Raw genomic sequence first — 17825 nt, forward strand, 5'->3', positions numbered from 1 at the left:
TCCAGTATGAGCGGGAAGTTCGCGTGAGTGAACCGCCCGCGACCACTGCTGACGCGTTCGGACTCGGGGAGATCGCGCCATGTCGCGCATACGCTCTGTCGCCACCACCATTCGTGACCGCCGCGCCTTCCTGGCCGCCACCGGGGCGGTGTCCCTGTCCGCGGGGATCGGCTTCGCGTTGCGGCCGGGAACCAGCGAGGCCGCCGACGCCACCACCGACGCCGCCACGACCGATGGCCAGCCCCTCGCCGTGTCCCGCCAGGCGCCCGCCGCGCCGCTGGCTCCGTACACCCGCGGCACCACCCTCTCGACCGTCGCCGCCCCGCGCCCGGGCTCCGGCTTCCGGCGGCTCGGCGACGGGCCCGCCTGGCCGCGTGTCGTCCGCGGCGACCTCGCCGCGCCCAAGGCCGGCCGGGGCGAGCGGCGCACCGCGCTCGCCGCGTTCGTGCAGTTCACCGACCTGCACCTGGTCGACGTACAGCACCCGCTGCGGTACGAGTACCTGCGCGCCGAGACCGCCAGCGCGTGGCGCCCCCAGGAGTCCCTGTCGGTGCCCGGCGCGGTCTCGCTCGTCGAGCGGGTCAACGCGCTGCGCGGCGCCCCCGTCACCGGCTCTCCGCTGCACTTCGTGATGACCACCGGCGACAACACCGACAACAACGCCAAGACGGAGCTGGACTGGTACCTGAAGGTGATGAGCGGCGGCCGGATCACCCCCAACTCCGGTGACCCGACCCGCTACGAGGGCGTCCAGAACAGCGACCTCAAGCTCTACTGGCAGCCCGACGCGGCCCTGCGCGACGCCGACAAGCAGCTCGGCTTCCCGCGTATCGACGGCTTCCTCGCCGCCGCGATACGGGAGGTGCGCAGCCCCGGCCTCAACCTGCCCTGGTACTCCACGGTCGGCAACCACGACTCCCTGCCCGGCGGCTGCTACGCGCCCGGCGACTCCTTCTTCGCCGACTTCGCGGTCGGCGGCAAGAAGCTGATGACGCTCGACCAGTCGGAGGGCGTCACCATCTGGAACAACGTCAGGAAGGGCGGCGACCCCACCGGCGCCGCCTTCAAGGCGATGCTCAAGTCCCAGGCCAGGAAGATGCGTTCGGTCACCCCGGACGAGGGCCGCGCCCCCTTCACCCCCGCCGAGTACCTCCAGGCGCACCTCGACCCGGCCCACACCGGCGCGGGTCCCGCCGGGCACGGCTACTCCCAGGCGAACCTCGCCGCGAAGACGCAGTACTACACCTTCCGCATCTCGGAGGGACTGCTCGGCGTCAGCCTCGACTCCACCGACCCGGGCGGCCACTACGAGGGTTCGCTCGGCACGGCCCAGCTCAAGTGGCTGGACCGCACGCTGCGGACGGCCGAGAAGAACAAGGAACACGTCATCGTGTTCAGCCACCACACCAGCAAGTCGATGCGCAACCTCAACGAGGACCCGGCCCGCCCCGGCGAGCGGCGGCACGGCGGCGACGAGGTGCTCGCCCTCCTGGGCCGCCACCGCTCGGTGCTGGCCTGGGTGAACGGCCACAGCCACAAGAACAAGATCACCCCGCACGCCGCCCCGGACGGCCGCTCCTTCTGGGAGGTCTCCACGGCCTCCCACGTCGACTTCCCGCAGCTCGCCCGGGTGATCGAGATCGTCGACAACCACGACGGCACGCTCTCCCTGTTCACCACGCTCATCGAGTCCGGCGCCCCGCACCGCACGGACTTCACCGACCTCTCCCAGACGGGCCTGGCCGCCCTCTACCGAGAGCTGTCCTTCAACGCCCCGGGCGCCCGAACGGACTTGAGCGGCAAGGCGGGGGACCGGAACACGGAGCTGGTGTTGAGGAAGGGCTGAGCCCCTCAAGAGCTCGTAACGCGATCTTGTTGAAGAGCCCTGGTCGGGCGTGACCGGTGGGGGATCCGGCCGTTCGTGGGGATATGCGCACTCGGCCGTGGATCGTGGACGACGGCTTGTGGGCGCTGACCGAGCCGCTGCTGCCGCCCTGGCAAGTGGGCCCATAGTCCCAGCGACACGCCGTGCAGACGGCGTGGCGCTGGGACTCTCACGCCACTTGCACTGCACCGATTTCCTGCAAGCCTCTGGGCATGCCACACATCAGTCACGCCGGGGCCGTCAACATCGAGTACAGCCACTTCCCCGTCGGGGAGCGGTGGGAATCAGGCTTCGAACGAAGGGACGACAGGCCGGACTTTCAGACGAGTGAAGCAGTCATCGTCGTCCCCGGCAGCATCATCGTAAGATCACGAGTGCAGGGTCACACCGCGCCCGTTGTCCTGGCCCTCAGCGGTCAGCATGGCCAGACGCCGGGGGCCGGGTGGGAACTGCTTGCTTCCGTGGCGTACCGGCCTGTCTACACGGGCCGTATGGCCGCGTTCGACACGACGAGCGGACCGGCACGGAGTGCCGACGAACCCGTCAGAGTGTTCGGACAGCAGGCCGACCCAGGCGAGCCGACCATCGATCTGGATCCGTCTCACACGTATGACGTGCAGGTGTGGGCCCAAGGCCGCTCCGACTCCCGCGAGCGGTTCGACGATGCCGCGCCGGGCGCGGATACCGAGGGCGCCTCCGCCCTGGAGGCGTACCTGATCGTGTTCACTCCCTCCGGCACTCAGGAACCGCCGCCCCAGGCCGCCCGCGAGAGCCGACGAGACCGGCTGACCCGTGCTTACGGAAGACCGCCCCTCAACTTGCGCTGACACGTCACTGGAACGGAGAGGGGAGCGGCTGACGCGGCCGCTCCCCTGACGTCCCGTTGGAGGGCTACTCCACCGCTCGAGCCGGCAGCCCTTCCATCCGGCGGAACTCAGCCCAGTCCTCCACGTGGATCACGCTCTCCCTCCCGACTCCGAGCGGCTCACCTATCACTCGCTCTAGTGGGCCGAGTGCAGGTCAGTCGCTTGAGACTGTCTCGCGGATGTGGGTGACGAAGGTCGTCCACGCCGTGGAGGGTACGAGGAGGGCGGGGCCGGCGGCGTTCTTGGAGTCGCGGACGGCTATGGCGGGGGCGGTGGTGAGGTGGGCGACTTCGACGCAGTTGTTGCCCATGCCGTCACTGTAGGACGACTTGCGCCAAGCGATTTCAGGGGTGATCTGAGGGGCGGTGAGGTGAGCGCTCATGGATCTACAGCTCTCGTTCTAGACGGTTTACGAAATCGGGAGTGTCCTCAGGAGGCAATGCAGAGGCGACCATGGATTCGAACCGCCGGGTGAACCGGTCGATCTCGCGAGGCTTGTCCGAGGTGGAGACTGTGCCCCAGGGGCTGTCCAGCTGGATACGAGACGGCAGTTGGTCGCCAAAGTCGAGGATCGCAAAGTCATTGGTGGTTCGGTATCCCCAGCGGAACGGCAGCACCTGGAGCGTGACATGCTCCCAAGTCGACACCTCCGCGAGCTTTGCGTACTGCTCGTGCATCACCTCTGCACCTCCGACGGGATACCGCAATGCGGCCTCCCCAAGGATGGCGTGCAGCCGGACGGGTTCCTCCCCGGTGAGAACCTCCTGACGCTTCATCCGAAGCTCCACGCTGTTCCGGATCATCTCCGTCGTGGTCTCCTCGATCGGCTTCTGAACCTCATGGATGGCGCGTGCGTACCGCTCGGTCTGGAGTAGGCCGTACACCAGCGTGGGGTGGTACGCCTTCATGTCACGGGCCTCGGGTTCAAGGCCAACAAAGCCGGGCATCCCGGATGGCATCAGTCCGCGGTGCTGTGTCAACCAGTCCTGATTTGAGGACTCCCGGTTGAGGTTGATGAGTGACTCGACAACGGCTTCATCGGTGACACCGTACTTGTCGAGCAGCTTCCTCAGGTCACCCACGTTGCGGAAGTTCAGCGACCCGGACTCGATCCGTTGGAGCGACGCCTCGGAGATGCGCAGTCCCTGGGCCGCCTGCTTGCGAGTAAAGCCGCCGCCCCGGTCACCGAGACCGCAGTTCTCTCTCAACTGGCGGATCTGAAGCCCCAGTTCCAGTCGCTGTCCGGTCCGTCCGCGCTTGGCCGCCATGTGCACCGCCCTTGTGCTGTCGTACGTGTCACCTGGTGCTATGTGCCGAGTGTGACACCCCGTGTGCGGATCGTGCAGCCAGTTGCGCAGATCCGCGCATAGTCCACTTCCTCTTCAGCTGATTAATCAGGCGACTTTCGGTGGAACTCGAACGCACATCACCGTCACCGTAGTTGGGCAGCCCAGCACGGAAAGGGACCCTCATGCCCAACCCCCAACCCCCCGCCCTCCTCACCCACGACTGGTCGATGGGCTACCCCATGACCCTCCGCAGTGTCAGACTCGCCCGCCTGCACGTCCGCCGCCGACTGACGATGTGGCAGTGGACCGGCGACATCGACGACGCCGTACTGGTCGTCTCCGAACTCGTCGCCAACGCCGTACGCCACGCACGTGTCATCGGCCACGAACTCTGGTTGCGCCTGGTCGAGTTGGAGGACGGCGGACTCGTCGTCGAGGTCTCGGACCCCCTCCGGGTGTTCCCCGAGCCGGAGTCGGCCCCCGAGGGCGAGCGCGGTCGAGGGCTGCTCGTCGTCGCTCAACTCGCCGAGGAACTCGACTGGTTCCTCCGTGAGGAGGTCGGGAAGACGGTACGGGCACGCTTCGCCGCAGGATGAAATCCGGCCAATCGGCCCAGAGCGGCAACCCTCGCACCGGCCTGCTCGGTCCTTACCTCCGAGCCGCAGCAGCCGCACCCGCACCCGCAGCCGAGGACGATGGGGGACACATGGCAGCGCGTACCGGACTGGTAGGAGTGACCACGGCGACGGCCATCGCGACGGCCATCGCGACGGCCATCGCGACGGCCATCGCGACGGCCATGGTGACGGCCATGGCCACCGCGGTGGCGGCACCGGCGCCGTCACCGGACCGGCACGGTCCCCTCCAGCGCGCCATGGACGTCACCGTCGCCGACGGCGTACCCGGTGTCACGGCCCAGGTGAGGGACGCGTACGGGACCTGGAAGGGCACCTCGGGCGTCGGGGACCTGGAGACCGGAAAGCCGCGCAGCCCCCGTGACCACTACCGCGTCGGCAGCGTCGCCAAGACGTTCGTCGCGACCGTGGTCCTCCAGCTCGAAGCGGAGGGGGAGCTCGACCTCGACGACACGGTCGAGCACTGGCTCCCCGGGGTCGTCCGGGGCAACGGCCACGACGGCGGCGCCCTCACCCTGCGCCAACTCCTCAACCACACCAGTGGCATCTACGACGTCCTGGAGGACCCGGAGCACCAACAGAGGGTGTTCGGCGAGGAGTTCCTCCAGCTCCGCTACGACACCTGGACCGCCGACGAGCTGGTGGCGATCGCCATGCGCCACGGGCCCTACTTCGCCCCGGGCAACGGCTGGCACTACTCCAACACCAACTACATCCTGGCCGGGATGGTCATCGAAAGGGTCACCGGTCACCCGTACCGGCACGAGATCCGCCACCGTGTCATCGAGCCGCTCGACCTGCACGGCACGCGCTCGCCCGGCACTGACCCGCGTCTGCCCCGACCGAGCAGCCGCGGCTACGCCAAGCTCTCCAGGGACCCGAACGCCCCGGTCCACGACCTCACGGAGCTCAACCCCTCGGTGGCGGGCGCGGCGGGTGACGTGATCTCCACCTCCGCGGATCTGAACCGCTTCTACACCGCCCTGCTGCGCGGACGCCTGCTGCCCAAGGCCCAGCTGGCCGAGATGACGACCGTCGTCAAGGAGGGCGAGAACCGCCCGAAGCGCCGCTACGGCCTTGGCCTCCGCCGGTGGGAGCTGAGCTGCGGCAAGGTGGTCTGGGGCCACGACGGCGACATCCACGGCAGTTCGGCGGCGGCGTTCGCGACCCGCGACGGCCGCCACGCGCTCGCGTTCGACTTCAACGCCAACTGGACGGGCGACGCCCACGCGGTCGTCGAGGCCGAGTTCTGCGGCAGGGAGACCGCCCCGGTCCCCGGCGAATAGACCGCCCCGGTCACGTGTGAAGGGGCAGGTCACATGTGAAGGGCGGACCCCGTCTCCGGGATCCGCCCCTTCACTCCCCTCCTGTCACTCCCCTTTTGATGTCCGCCCCTGGTCCGTCCTACCGGGGCAGCACCACCACATACGCGGCCGGTTCGCGGTCCGCCGAGGCCATCAGGGCCGTGCGTACGACCGTTGACTGTTGCTCCATCGAGTCCCGGAGTTTTCTCGGTGTGATGTGGACGACCGTGATGCCGAGTCGCTCCAGGTGCTCGCGCTTGCGGGCGTACTCGGACCACATGGCGTCGTCGTCCTGCGGATGGCCCTGGCCGGGCGCACGCGTGTCGAGTTCGAGGGCGACGGCGTGGTCCGGCCAGTAGGCGTCGAGGCCGCCGAGGGGCGGGCCGCCGAGCAGGCGGAGGTCCACGTTCCAGACCGGTTCCGGCAGGCCGTGTTCGCGGACCATGCGGTAGAGGCGGTCCTCCGCGATGGCCCGCCCCTCGGCGAGCAGCGAGTCGACGGCGTCCACGACGTGCGGGCGGCTCAGCAGCCGGGCCTGCGTCAACTCCTTGACCACGGCGGCCGGTTCACAGTGCCCGCCGCGCACGGCCTCGGTGAGCAGCCGGCGTACGGCATCTGCGTCCGTGAGGTCGGCGACCGCGTCGGCCAGGGCGCGCGGCACGGGGGCCACCGGGATGCCGGCGATCTGCTCGGGCTCCGGCATGCCCGGCGTACGGACGACGCGTACACAGCATGTCGAACGCAGCCGGCGCAGGCGCGGGACGAGGACGTCGATGCGGTCCAGCGAGAGGAGCGGGGGTGCCGAGGAGAAGCGGTGCAGGGCCAGGGCCGCCAGGCCGGTGATCACCGCGCCGGCGTATCGCCGCGGGGCGTGCGGCGCGCCGGCGCCGGGCTGGGCGGGGACCGCCGGTTGCGTGATGGGGGAGCGGGCCGCGTACATGAGGACCGCGTGCAGCCGCTCCTCGTTGGTGGCCGGGCCGGGGCGGAGCAGATAGACGCCCGGCAGGAGCTGCTGCCAGCCGCCGCCCGGCCGGCAGCGCGCGTTGATGTCGGCGCTGCTCATACCGTGCGACCGCAACTGTGCGGTGGTCAGGACACGGAGCTGGACGTCGGACAGATGGCGGAGGGGCCGGGGGGAGAGCGGGGTGTTGTGGTTCATGACCCCGAATGTCCCGCCTCAGATCCCCCGCCTAACCGCTGTTACACACCCGTCGACAAAACCAGACAATCCCGCCCTAAAGTGCAAACGTTCGACTGCCGAAACCCCCTGGTCCGTACGGGGGTCACGGCACCGATTACCCGCATTCCGTAACTCTTATGGACGGCCTCAAAGTCAACCGCCCGAGCCATTAGCCCCTTTGGAGGCCGTCTCTACTGGACTGATCGCTAGGGTGACGGGCGTGATGGCGATGGTGGAGCGTCTCGTTCCCGACGGATTGTGGGAGTTGTTTCAACGGGTGGTCCCAGCCGCTCCGGTACGCCCTCAGGGCGGGGGCCGCCGCAGGTACGGGAAGGGGAGCTGGACTGGCCGCGATGCGCGATCGACTCGGTGAACATGCGGGCGACGAAAGGGGGGACCCAACGGGTCCGAATCCCGTAGATCGCGGCAAGAAGGGCTCAAAGATCCACTTAATCACCGAGCGGACTGGTCTGCCTCTCTCCATCGGGATCTCCGCGGCAAATACTCATGACAGCCAGGGGTGGAACCCCTAGTACGGGGTATCCCGCCGATCCGCTCCCGACCCGGACCGCGCCGACGACGGTCTGACAAACTCCACGCCGACAAGGGCTATGACTACGACCGTCTGCGTCGGTGGCTCCGAGCCCGAAACATCATCCCGCGCATCGCCCGCAAGGGCATCGAGCCCTTTCATCGGCTGGGCCGTCACCGTTGGACCGTGGAGCGGACGGTGGCGTGGCCGGCCGGGTGCCGCCGCCTGCACCGTCGGTATGAACGCAAGGCAGAACACTTCCTCGCCTTCGCCGGAATCGCCGCCGCCCTGATCTGCTACCGCAGACTTGCGAAGGTCATCAACGCGACGTGATCCGTAAAGTGCAGCCCTATATGACGCGGCCCAACGCGATAGCCGCGCCGCGCACACATCATCGAGGAACTCATGACTGACTATCTGGCTGCCGCGATGGCAATGCTCGGGCCGGCCCAGAACCGCTATGCGGACCCGGCTGCCTGGGACCGTCTCCACGCAGAGCTCGGCATACAACTGCCTCCCGACTACAGGGCCCTTGTGGACGCATTCGCCCCCATTCAGATCAATGGGCACCTGTACCTCTCCCACCCCGCGACCGAGTGGTGGAACCTGGGCCGAGACATTCGGGGCAAGATCAAGGCGTGGTCCGAGGTGTCGTGGGATGACCTCGATCTCGACGCGGATGAGGACCCCCGCCAGCTCTTCGGACTAGACGAGCTGAGCTTTGGCACCCGCAACGGGCTGTGGCCGATCGCGAGCACCGACCGAGGAGAGACCATCTTCCTGCTCGCGGCCACCGATACCCCGAGGCTCCTGGTGAACTATGACGAAACCTGGGCAGAGCACCGCATGAGCTTCGCGGAATGGGTCTACCGCTACCTCATCGGCGAAGACATGACCGGGCTTAACAGCGCAGCCTTTTACCCCGGCCCTGTGCAGTTGCAGCGCCTTCCGATGTCCGCTGACGAACGCCCCGAGCCTTGGTACGGCCCAGACCGCGGTATGTGAGAAGCCGCCGCTCCAGTCACAGCGGCAGCCTAGTGAGATCACTTCTTAGGGCGGCGGAGGCCGGAGTACCTTCTGGGCCGCGGGGGCTGACGCAGCTATCAGGGGCGCGGGGAACGGCGCAGTCTTTTAGGGGCGCGGGGCTGTGTCGATTTGCGGCTCCGCCGCGTGGGCGCGATCAGCCACAACACACCCGCAGCCGACCACAACCCGCACCCCCCAAGCCCCACTCAGCCGACCGCACCGACATCACAAGCCTGCCCCCGCAGACCCCGAGCCAGATCATCCCGAGCCTCCAACACCAACCTCCGCAACGCAGGCGCAGTCGCCCCATGGGCGGCAAGCCACGCATCCGTCGCGTCCAAGGTCTCCTGGGAGTCCTGGAGCGAAGGGAACAACCCCCTCACCACATCCATCCCGATCTGGATCGACCGCTCCTCCCACACCCGCTCGATCACCTCAAAGTACTTCGACGCGTACGGAGCGGCCAGCTCCCGGTGCGACGCCTGCGCGAAGCCCCCGATCGTCGCCTCGACCAGCGCGTTGGACAGCGAGTCCGACTCGACGACGGACGCCCACGCCTGCGCCTTGACCGCCGCGGAGGGCCGCGCCGCCAGACACCTCACCTGATGCCGCTTGCCCGACGCCGTGTCGTCCCGGGCCAGCTCCGCCGCGAGCGCGGCCTCGTCCGCGACGCCGTGCGCGGCGAGCGGCTCCAGGAACGCCCAGCGCAGTTCCTGGTCCACATCGAGGCCGTCGATCCTCGCCGTACCCTCCAACAGCCCCTGAAGCAGCTGGAGATCCGCCTCGCCCGACGCGACCGCCGCGAAGAACCGCGCCCACGTCAGCTGGTGCTGACTGCCGGGCTCGGCCAGCCGCAGCTCGCGCAGCGCGCCCTCGGCGAGCAGCCGCCCGCCCTCGCCCCGCCACTCGGGCGCCGCATAGAACGTACGCGCCGAGTTCGCCCACGCGTGGAGCATCTGGAGCACGCCGATGTCGGTCTCGCGGCCCGCGAAGCGCAGGACCAGGTCGATGAAGTCCCGGGCGGGCATGAGCGCGTCGCGGGTCAGGTTCCACAGTGCCGACCAGCACAGCGCGCGGGCCAGCGGATCGGTGATGCCGCCGAGCCCGTCCCGCAGCGCCGCCAACGAGCCCTCGTCGAACCGGATCTTGCAGTACGTCAGGTCGTCGTCGTTCACGAGCACCAGGTCGGGAGCCGCCGCGCCGACCAGTTCCCCGACGACCGTGCGCGGTCCGTCGACGTCCACCTCGGCGCGCGCGTACCGCTCCACCGCGCCCTCGGGCGAGCGCCGGTACAGGCCGACCGCCACCCGGTGCGGCCGCAGTTCGGGATTGCCCGTCGGCGGAGCCGACTGATGAGCAGAGCCGGCGGCCTCCTGGAGGATCGCCAGCTCGGTGATACGCCCCTCCGCGCTCAGAATCACCTGCGGTGTAAGGGAGTTGACCCCGGCGGTCTGCAGCCAGGACCGCGACCAGGCAGCCATGTCACGGCCACTGGTCTCCTCCAGGACCGACAGCAGATCCCCGAGCCGCGTGTTCCCGTACGCGTTCCGCTTGAAGTAGCGGCGGGCGCCCTCCAGGAACGCGTCCCGGCCGACGTAGGCGACCAACTGCTTGAGAACGGAAGCGCCCTTGGCGTACGTGATCCCGTCGAAGTTGAGCGTGGCGTCCTCCAGATCGCGGATGTCGGCCGTGATCGGGTGCGTGGAGGGGAGCTGGTCGGCGCGGTACGCCCATGACTTGCGGTTGTTGGCGAAGGTGATCCAGCCGTTCGTGAAGCGGGTCGCCTCGACCATCGAGAACGCGCCCATGAAGTCCGCGAAGGACTCCTTCAGCCACAGGTCGTCCCACCACACCATGGTCACCAGGTCGCCGAACCACATGTGGGCCATCTCGTGCAGGATCACGTTCGCCCGGCGCTCGTACGCCGCCTGCGTCACCCTGCCGCGGAAGATGAACTCCTCGCGGAAGGTGACGAGACCCGGGTTCTCCATCGCGCCGAGGTTGTACTCCGGCACGAACGCCTGGTCGTACTTCCCGAACGGGTACGGGTAGTCGAAGTGGTCGTGGAAGAAGTCGAGCCCCTGCTTGGTGACGAGGAAGACGTCGTCGGAGTCGAAGTGCCGGGCCAGACCCTTGCGGCACATCGCGCCGAGCGGGATCTCCAGGCGCGTACCGTCCTCGAAGACCCGCTCGTAGGAGTCCGTCACGTAGTGGTACGGGCCCGCGACGAACGCCGTGATGTACGTCGAGATGGGCTTCGTCTCGGCGAACTTCCATACCCCGTCGGCGAGTTCACCGACGCCGTTGCTCCACACGACCCAGCCCTCGGGGGCCCGCACCTCGAAGCGGAAGGGTGCCTTGAGGTCGGGCTGCTCGAAGTTGGCGAAGACGCGGCGGGAGTCGGCCGGCTCGTACTGCGTGTAGAGGTAGACCTCGCCGTCCTCGGGGTCGACGAAGCGGTGCATGCCCTCGCCGGTGCGGCTGTAGGCGCACTGGGCGTCGACCACGAGCTCGTTGTCCTCGGCCAGGTCCTCCAGGAGGACGCGGGAGCCGTCGAAGACCGCGCCCGGGTCGAGGTCCTTCCCGTTCAGCGAGACGGCCGTGACGCTCGGCGCGATCAGGTCCGCGAAGGTCGAGGCACCCGGCTCGGCGCTGCGGAAGCGGATGGTCGTCACCGACCGGAAGGTACGCGGCGCGGTGTCCGTCCCGCCGACGGCGGAGCGCAGGTCCAGGGACACCTCGTACCCCTCGACGGACAGCAGTGCGGCCCGCTCGCGGGCCTCGTCGCGGGACAGATTCTCACCGGGCACGGGCGGCACTCCTCGTGGCGTCATGGGTACGCGTCGGTACGCGTCTGGGTACGCGTGAACAGCACCGATCCTGCCATGTGCCCTGGCCCCGGACACTCGGGAATGGCACAGGTGACCGGTTGCGTTGGGGGTGAAGGAGACCACCGAGGACCGCTGAAACCTGCACCGAGACCTGTACCGAGATCCCTACCGGTATTCGTCCGAGACCCGCACCGAGGAGAACCATGCCCGAGCAGACCGCGCAGACCGCCGGAAAGACCCCCGTCGACTTCTGGTTCGACCCGCTCTGCCCCTGGGCGTGGATGACCTCGCGATGGGTCCTGGAGGTGGAGAAGGTCCGGGACATCGAGGTGCGCTGGCATCTCATGAGCCTCGCCGTGCTGAACGAGGACAAGCTCGACGACCTGCCCGAGCACTACCGCGAGCTGCTCACCACGAAGGCGTGGGGTCCGGTCCGGGTCGTCATCGCGGCCCAGGAGGAGCACGGCGCCGAGGTGCTCGGCGATCTCTACACCGCGCTCGGCACCCGTATTCACAACCAGGGCGAGGGCCCCGGCAAGGAGAATGTCGCCGCCGCCCTGAAGGACGTCGGCCTGCCCGAGTCCCTGATGGACCACTGGGACGACACCCCGTACGAGCCGCAGCTGCGCGCCTCCCACAAGGAGGGCATAGACAAGGTCGGCCAGGAGGTCGGTACCCCCGTCATCGCGGTCCCCGGCTCCGACGGCGAGCAGATCGCCTTCTTCGGCCCGGTCGTCACCCCGGCCCCGAAGGGCGAGGAGGCCGCCAAGCTGTGGGACGGCACGCTGATGGTCGCGTCGATCCCGGGCTTCTACGAGATCAAGCGGACGCGGACGGCGGGGCCGGACTTCAGCAACCTGTGAGCCGCCGGCTGAGCGGGGCCTGAGCGGGGGAGTGGCTCGGCGGCGGTCTCAGGTCGGCTCCGGCAGGCGCAGAGGTTCCCTGAAGGGCCGCTCGGTGAAGGAGGTCCGGAGGTTGCGGCACTGCTTGCCCTCGTCGTCCAGAGGGGCCATGCACACCATGAACGTGTTCACGTTCTTCTGGCCCGTGTGCTTCTTGAGCCAGGCCGCTTCCGGGGGTTCGAGGAAGCGGTGGTCTTCCTCAAGGCTCTTGCAGGTGAAACAGCTTCGCTTGCGCATCCCGCAACCATCACCCGGAGCCCCCCGTACCGGAAGCCCCGCGTACCGGAAGACCCCCGCGAGTCACGTCCTCGTGGGGGTCTTCCCTCTTTCCGCCTGCCCGCGTGAAGGTGAGAAGACGATCACGAGGCAGGACGCTCCGGGCCGCCCGCGAAGGGGGCCGGGCCGCCCTCAGAGGGTCAGCAGCAACACGTCCGCACGGGACCTTGCGGCGTCGTAACGACGTGCCACGTCCTGCCAGTTGACGACCTGCCACATGGCGTCGATGAAGTCGACCTTCTGGTTCCGGTACTGGAGGTAGAAGGCGTGCTCCCAGGCGTCGAAGACGAGGATCGGCACTGAGCCCTGCCCGACGTTGCCCTGGTGGTCGTAGATCTGCTCGACGACCAGTCGGCCGCTGAGCGGCTCGTACGCGAGGACGCCCCAGCCGGAACCCTGGGTCGTCGCGGAGGCCTTGGTCAGCTGGGCCTTGAACGCGCCGAAGGAACCGAAGGACTCGGCGATCGCGTCGGCGAGCTCGCCCACCCCGTCCGAGGCGAGGGGCTCACCGCCGCCCTCGCCCGTCATGTTGTGCCAGTAGACGCTGTGCAGGATGTGCCCGGAGAGGTGGAAGGCGAGGTTCTTCTCCAGCCCGTTGATCGAGGCCCACGACTCCTTGTCCCGCGCCTCGGCGAGCTGGTCCAGGGTGTCGTTCGCCCCCTTCACGTACGCCGCGTGGTGCTTGTCGTGGTGCAGCTCGATGATCTCGGGGCTGATCACGGGTGCGAGCGCGGAGTAGTCGTACGGCAGTTCGGGAAGTGTGTAGACGGCCATGCAGGTCCCCTCCGACCTCTTATTGCAAATAACTTGCAAGTGCACGCTAGCAGCAAGAGAGGTTGAGGGGTGTGTCCGGTGGGCCCGCAGGCGGGGGTCTGAGGGGCGCAGCCCCAGAAGGGGCGGGAGGGGTAGGGGCGGCGGGGGCGAAACTCTTTGGCGGGACCCTACATACGGCGGTCATTCCATCCCCGTAAGAAACCCCACCCCACCTCAGTGACCAGCATCACGCGCTCAAGGGTGTACGGCACACTCTTTGTAAGAGGTGCACCACACACCCGATGCCTGCTTTGTCGACCGCAGACGGTGATCGCCCCAAACCCCCTGGGATAGCGTCACACCGTCCCCAACTGCCCACCCCGCCGGAGCGCCCCCATGACCACCGCCGTCGCAACCACCCGCCCGGGCCAGGTCCTCGCCGACCTGCTCCCCGCCTCCCGCGTCAGGGACACCGCACTCGTGGCCGGCGGCGCCGCACTCACGGGCCTCGCGGCCCAGATAGCCGTACCGGTCCCGGGCTCCCCGGTCCCGGTGACCGGCCAGACCTTCGCAGCCCTCCTCGTCGGCACCGCACTCGGCACCGGCCGCGGCCTCGCCTCCCTCGCCCTGTACGCGCTGCTGGGCCTGGCCGGCGTCCCGTGGTTCGCCGCCGGCAGCTCGGGCGCCACCGCGTCGTTCGGCTACATCCTCGGCATGCTGCTCGCGGCCACCGTCGTGGGCGCCCTCGCCCGCCGCGGCGCCGACCGCTCCGTCGTACGCATGGCCGGCGCGATGCTCCTGGGCGAGGCGATCATCTACGCGATCGGCGTCCCGTACCTGGCGTTCGCCGCCGGCATGACGACGAGCCAGGCCATCGCGGCCGGCCTCACCCCGTTCCTCCTCGGCGACGCGCTGAAGGCCGCGCTGGCGATGGGCGTGCTGCCCACGGCCTGGAAGCTCGTCAACCGCGAGAGCTGACGGAGCCGACAGGGCTGCCCTCATCTCCGCTGCCCCGACCACGCGGACACGACGGCGCCTCCCCGGTGAGACCGCGGAGGCGCCATACGCGTACCTGCCGTACTGCGTGGGCAGTTGAGGCCTACGACTCGTTCCGCTGAGGCCGTCGCTGTGTCCACCACAGGCCCGCCGCGCCCGCGGAGATCAGCGCCGCGCCGACCGCGCCGAGCGGCAGGACCCGGTCGGCCGGACCGGTCTGGGGCAGTTCCTCGCCGCCGGCCTTGCCCTTGTCTGCCTTGTCCTTGCCCGCCGTGTCACCGCCCGCCCTGTCGCTGCCCGCCTTGTCGCTGCCCGGGGTGACCGGGCTGTTGTCGGTGCCGAGCAGGAGCGGTGTGGCCGGGGCGTTCGGCGACGGGTTGTTCGCGCCGAACGGGACCGGGCCCTGCTGCCAGAACGTCTTCTTGCCGTCGGCGCCCTGGACCGGCAGGCAGATCTTGCCCTCCTTCTTCAGATCGAAGGTCGCGTCCACGGCGTACGACTTCGTCTTGCCGGCGGCCAGATTGTCGATGGCACAGGCGAAACCACTGTTCGAACCTTCGGGGAGGTCTTTCTCGGCGATTTCCGAACAACCCTCGACACTCTTGACCGAGAGGCCATCAAAACCGACCACGAGCAGTCGGATTTCACCGCTGTCCTTCGTTCCCCCGTTCTTTACGGTCGCGGTAATCGCCGTTTCCTGTGAGGTGTTGTCGACCGAGATCTTCTCGGGCAGCAGCGTCGTCAGATCGACACCCGCGGGTGCCTTGTCAATGGCTTTTCCCCCTTTGCCGCTCATCGGCCCCTCGTCGTCCGCACCGGCGGCGAAGGAAAAGATCATCACCGCCGAAAAGGATGCGGTGACCAGCGATCCCCCGATGATCGTCATGCTACGAGAACTCATGTTCGTCCCCCTTGTATCCCCGTGGCTGCGCCTGAATTCGCAGTACTTGAAGAGGTACCACAAGATTTCTCCCCACTATGCTGGTGGGGCACGAAGTTGTGACCGTTGTGCTTCTTTGCGGTTCTTCTGTGGCGGGTGTTGAAGGGGGGGCATGGGGGTGCCGGAAATAACGAGGGGCGGTATTCCTGGATTGCTGGTGACGGGTCGTTACCGACTGGTCGAGAGCATTGGGCAGGGGGGAATGGGGCGGGTGTGGCGGGCATCCGACGAAATCCTCGACCGACGGGTCGCCGTCAAGGAAATGCGCATCGACGGTATGGACCAGGAGAACAGCAGGACCCGCCGCGAACGCACCCTGCGCGAGGCCAGGGCCACGGCCCGGATCGACCACCCCAATGTCGTGCGCGTGTACGACGTGGTGGACCAGGGCGAACGACTGTGGATCGTGATGGAACTGGTCGACGGCCGCTCCCTGGACCGCGTCCTGGCGGAGGACGGGCCGCTGAGCCCGCGCGGCACGGCACGGATCGGGCTCGGACTGGTCGCCGCGCTGGGCCAGGTGCATGCGGGAGGCGTGCTGCACCGGGACATCAAGCCGGCCAACGTCCTGGTCGAGCGGCGCGCGGGCCGTGTCGTCCTCACCGACTTCGGTATCGCCGCGATCCAGAACGCCGAGGCGCTGACGATGGCCGGGATGCTGGTCGGCTCCCCCGACTACATGGCGCCCGAGCGCGTCTCCGGCCGCCCCCAGGGCCCGCCGTCGGACCTCTGGTCCCTGGGCGCCACCCTCTGCGCGGCCCTCGGCGGCCGTTCCCCCTTCGCCCGCGCGACGACCCTCGCCACCCTGCACGCCGTGCTGTACGAGGAGCCGGAGATCCCGTCCGCGGCGGGTGAGTTGCGGGAGGTGCTGACGGCCCTGCTCCTCAAGGACCCGTCGATGCGGCCGGGGTTGGAGGAACTGGCAACGGTTCTCGGCCCGGTGGCGGACGGGAGTACGAGCACGAGCATGGGTGCGGGTGCGGGTGCGGGTGCGGGTACGGGGGCGTCGGCGGGGCCGGCTACGTCGGTTGGTCCGGACTCGGCTGAGCTGATCGAGCCGGCTCGGCCGGTTGGCCCAGGGGAGGCGGAGAGGACTGCTCCGGGGGTGGCGGCGGAGCCGGGAGCGGGAGCGGGCTCCGGGCCGTTGCCAGGACCGGAAGTCGGGCCGGAGCCGCCGCCGGTCACCCCACCGACGGGTGAGGGCACGCCGAGGCTGACGGAGCCGGTGGAGGACGCGGTACCAGTAGGGCGTACGCCGACCTCCAGGTACTCACCGGAGCCCGAAGTGGCGGCGCCCGCCGAGCCGTTGTCACCGCCTTCTGCTGCTTCGCCCCCGGAGGAACCGGCCCCTGACCTGCTCCCCGACCCCGAGAACGCGTCCTCCGAAGCGCCGCCCGTGGGAACTCCCGAGATCCCCTCCGCAGGCGCGGCTCGCGGACACGTGCTGCACGCGCCCGGTATCAGGCCGGAGCACCCGCAGCCGCAGCCGCAGCCGCACCCGCGCTCGCAGCCACCGCAGCAACAGCCGGAACCGACGGCCAACGGGAACAACCCGCCGCCCACAAGCCCCCGTTCCACCCCGATGCCGCCGGGCGAACCGCTCGGTCCCGCCGTGCCGTACGACCCGAGCCGGAGCCCAAGCCGAACCCGGAGCCCAAGCCGAAGCCGAACCCGGAGCCCAAGCCAAAGCCGGACCTGGACCTGGACCTGGAGCCGGAACCGCAAGGGAGCCGTGGCCGCCGCGGGCGTGGTCGTCGCCGGTGTCGTCGCGGCCCTCGTCATTCCAGCGCTCGGCGGATCACCCAACGGCAAGGACGAGGCTTCTCCGTCCTCTTCCTCTTCCTCCGGAACCACCGGCGACAGCCCGTCCACCCCGACCACCCCATCCACTCCATCCACCGCACTCCCCACCGTCGCGGGCACCGCACGACCGCCCACCCTCCCGGAGGGCTCCCGTGCGGAGGCAGGCATGTACGCGTGGGTTCCGCCCGAAGGCTGGGATCGGGTCGTGCAGAGCGGCGCCGAGGTCCACTACACCTCCCCGGACCGTAAACAGGAGATCCTCGCCAACGCGGCCCCGGCCAGGGGCGACCTGATGGAACAGTGGACGAAGACGGAGAAGGACACCAGCAAGGGCCTCGACTACCGGCGGATCCGCCTGGCGGAGACCACGTTCCACGACGCGCCCGCGGTCGTCTGGGAGTACACGGTCACGGCCAAGGGACTGCCCTGGCATGCCCGGCTGCTCGGCTTCAACGCGGACGGCAAGTACTACGAGATCACCACCTGGTACCGCCCGGAGATCGAGAGCCGCGCACTCCCGGTCTACACGAAGGTCAAGGACAGCTTCACGCCCCTGTGACCCACGAGCCGGAGTGGCGACAACACGACAACACGACGACACCACGAC

General features: G+C 68.9%; 15 protein-coding genes and 1 pseudogene. 9 read left to right on the forward strand and 7 right to left on the reverse strand.

All coding sequences use genetic code 11. The annotated features are described in order from the left end of the window. Positions 1-79: 79 nt before the first annotated feature. Entirely contained in the window at positions 80-1846 is a 1767-nt protein-coding gene (locus tag OHA11_RS31020; protein WP_266502071.1) for a TIGR03767 family metallophosphoesterase, read from the forward strand. A gap of 251 nt (positions 1847-2097) precedes the next feature. Further along, the gene (locus tag OHA11_RS31025; RefSeq protein ID WP_266502072.1) at positions 2098-2712 is read left to right on the forward strand and encodes a hypothetical protein; all 615 of its coding nucleotides are present in this window, start codon (positions 2098-2100) and stop codon (positions 2710-2712) included. A 193-nt stretch (positions 2713-2905) separates the two neighbouring features. Here the strand turns inward: OHA11_RS31025 and OHA11_RS31030 are convergent, their stop codons facing one another. Together OHA11_RS31030 and OHA11_RS31035 are read right to left on the reverse strand one after the other, a co-directional pair. After that, entirely contained in the window at positions 2906-3133 is a 228-nt protein-coding gene (locus OHA11_RS31030; RefSeq protein WP_266502073.1) for a DUF397 domain-containing protein, read from the reverse strand. Between the two features lie 4 nt (positions 3134-3137). Continuing rightward, positions 3138-4019 carry a helix-turn-helix transcriptional regulator gene (locus tag OHA11_RS31035; protein WP_266502075.1) on the reverse strand — a complete coding sequence of 294 codons (882 nt, stop codon included), beginning with the start codon at positions 4017-4019 and terminating at the stop codon, positions 3138-3140. 203 nt (positions 4020-4222) lie between these two features. Between OHA11_RS31035 and OHA11_RS31040 the strand changes: the two genes are divergently transcribed. Both OHA11_RS31040 and OHA11_RS31045 read left to right on the forward strand, forming a co-directional pair. Next, complete coding sequence (locus OHA11_RS31040) at positions 4223-4636, forward strand: ATP-binding protein (RefSeq protein ID WP_266502076.1); 414 nt, start codon at positions 4223-4225, stop codon at positions 4634-4636. Positions 4637-4851: 215 nt separating this feature from the next. After that, on the forward strand, positions 4852-5961 hold the full coding sequence (locus OHA11_RS31045; RefSeq protein ID WP_266507590.1) for a serine hydrolase: 1110 nt from the start codon (positions 4852-4854) through the stop codon (positions 5959-5961). A gap of 118 nt (positions 5962-6079) precedes the next feature. On the opposite strand, the gene OHA11_RS31050 is transcribed toward OHA11_RS31045, so the two are convergent. Next, positions 6080-7138: a hypothetical protein gene (locus OHA11_RS31050; RefSeq protein ID WP_266502077.1), complete on the reverse strand. Its 1059-nt coding sequence runs from the start codon at positions 7136-7138 to the stop codon at positions 6080-6082. A 244-nt stretch (positions 7139-7382) separates the two neighbouring features. Between OHA11_RS31050 and OHA11_RS31055 the strand changes: the two are divergent. Together OHA11_RS31055 and OHA11_RS31060 are read left to right on the forward strand one after the other, a co-directional pair. Beyond that, a pseudogene (locus tag OHA11_RS31055) lies at positions 7383-8024 on the forward strand (IS5 family transposase). A gap of 72 nt (positions 8025-8096) precedes the next feature. After that, complete coding sequence (locus OHA11_RS31060) at positions 8097-8696, forward strand: SMI1/KNR4 family protein (RefSeq protein ID WP_266502078.1); 600 nt, start codon at positions 8097-8099, stop codon at positions 8694-8696. 227 nt (positions 8697-8923) lie between these two features. Here the strand turns inward: OHA11_RS31060 and pepN are convergent, their stop codons facing one another. Next, complete coding sequence (gene pepN, locus OHA11_RS31065; RefSeq protein ID WP_266502080.1) at positions 8924-11527, reverse strand: aminopeptidase N; 2604 nt, start codon at positions 11525-11527, stop codon at positions 8924-8926. A 224-nt stretch (positions 11528-11751) separates the two neighbouring features. Between pepN and OHA11_RS31070 the strand changes: the two genes are divergently transcribed. Beyond that, positions 11752-12411: a DsbA family protein gene (locus OHA11_RS31070; protein ID WP_266502081.1), complete on the forward strand. Its 660-nt coding sequence runs from the start codon at positions 11752-11754 to the stop codon at positions 12409-12411. Positions 12412-12459: 48 nt separating this feature from the next. Here the strand turns inward: OHA11_RS31070 and OHA11_RS31075 are convergent, their stop codons facing one another. Continuing rightward, entirely contained in the window at positions 12460-12687 is a 228-nt protein-coding gene (locus OHA11_RS31075) for a hypothetical protein (protein WP_266502082.1), read from the reverse strand. A 171-nt stretch (positions 12688-12858) separates the two neighbouring features. Then, positions 12859-13500 carry a superoxide dismutase gene (locus OHA11_RS31080; RefSeq protein WP_266502083.1) on the reverse strand — a complete coding sequence of 214 codons (642 nt, stop codon included), beginning with the start codon at positions 13498-13500 and terminating at the stop codon, positions 12859-12861. Between the two features lie 375 nt (positions 13501-13875). Between OHA11_RS31080 and OHA11_RS31085 the strand changes: the two genes are divergently transcribed. Next, positions 13876-14457: a biotin transporter BioY gene (locus OHA11_RS31085; protein WP_266502084.1), complete on the forward strand. Its 582-nt coding sequence runs from the start codon at positions 13876-13878 to the stop codon at positions 14455-14457. Between the two features lie 121 nt (positions 14458-14578). Here the strand turns inward: OHA11_RS31085 and OHA11_RS31090 are convergent, their stop codons facing one another. After that, the gene (locus OHA11_RS31090; protein ID WP_266507591.1) at positions 14579-15376 is read right to left on the reverse strand and encodes a hypothetical protein; all 798 of its coding nucleotides are present in this window, start codon (positions 15374-15376) and stop codon (positions 14579-14581) included. Between the two features lie 151 nt (positions 15377-15527). Between OHA11_RS31090 and OHA11_RS31095 the strand changes: the two genes are divergently transcribed. Beyond that, positions 15528-17777 carry a serine/threonine-protein kinase gene (locus tag OHA11_RS31095; RefSeq protein WP_266502086.1) on the forward strand — a complete coding sequence of 750 codons (2250 nt, stop codon included), beginning with the start codon at positions 15528-15530 and terminating at the stop codon, positions 17775-17777. Positions 17778-17825 lie beyond the last annotated feature (48 nt).

It is taken from the genome of Streptomyces sp. NBC_00878, assembly GCF_026341515.1.
Taxonomy (GTDB): Bacteria; Actinomycetota; Actinomycetes; order Streptomycetales; family Streptomycetaceae; genus Streptomyces.

Coding starts and splice junctions, on each gene's coding strand:
- OHA11_RS31035 (WP_266502075.1), bottom strand. CDS start 4,019: ATGGCGGCCAAGCGCGGACGGACCGGACAGCGACTGGAACTGGGGCTT.
- OHA11_RS31080 (WP_266502083.1), bottom strand. CDS start 13,500: ATGGCCGTCTACACACTTCCCGAACTGCCGTACGACTACTCCGCGCTC.
- OHA11_RS31025 (WP_266502072.1), top strand. CDS start 2,098: ATGCCACACATCAGTCACGCCGGGGCCGTCAACATCGAGTACAGCCAC.
- OHA11_RS31050 (WP_266502077.1), bottom strand. CDS start 7,138: ATGAACCACAACACCCCGCTCTCCCCCCGGCCCCTCCGCCATCTGTCC.
- OHA11_RS31040 (WP_266502076.1), top strand. CDS start 4,223: ATGCCCAACCCCCAACCCCCCGCCCTCCTCACCCACGACTGGTCGATG.
- OHA11_RS31045 (WP_266507590.1), top strand. CDS start 4,852: ATGGCCACCGCGGTGGCGGCACCGGCGCCGTCACCGGACCGGCACGGT.
- OHA11_RS31095 (WP_266502086.1), top strand. CDS start 15,528: ATGGGGGTGCCGGAAATAACGAGGGGCGGTATTCCTGGATTGCTGGTG.
- OHA11_RS31060 (WP_266502078.1), top strand. CDS start 8,097: ATGACTGACTATCTGGCTGCCGCGATGGCAATGCTCGGGCCGGCCCAG.
- OHA11_RS31030 (WP_266502073.1), bottom strand. CDS start 3,133: ATGAGCGCTCACCTCACCGCCCCTCAGATCACCCCTGAAATCGCTTGG.
- OHA11_RS31020 (WP_266502071.1), top strand. CDS start 80: ATGTCGCGCATACGCTCTGTCGCCACCACCATTCGTGACCGCCGCGCC.
- OHA11_RS31075 (WP_266502082.1), bottom strand. CDS start 12,687: ATGCGCAAGCGAAGCTGTTTCACCTGCAAGAGCCTTGAGGAAGACCAC.
- OHA11_RS31085 (WP_266502084.1), top strand. CDS start 13,876: ATGACCACCGCCGTCGCAACCACCCGCCCGGGCCAGGTCCTCGCCGAC.
- OHA11_RS31090 (WP_266507591.1), bottom strand. CDS start 15,376: ATGAGTTCTCGTAGCATGACGATCATCGGGGGATCGCTGGTCACCGCA.
- OHA11_RS31070 (WP_266502081.1), top strand. CDS start 11,752: ATGCCCGAGCAGACCGCGCAGACCGCCGGAAAGACCCCCGTCGACTTC.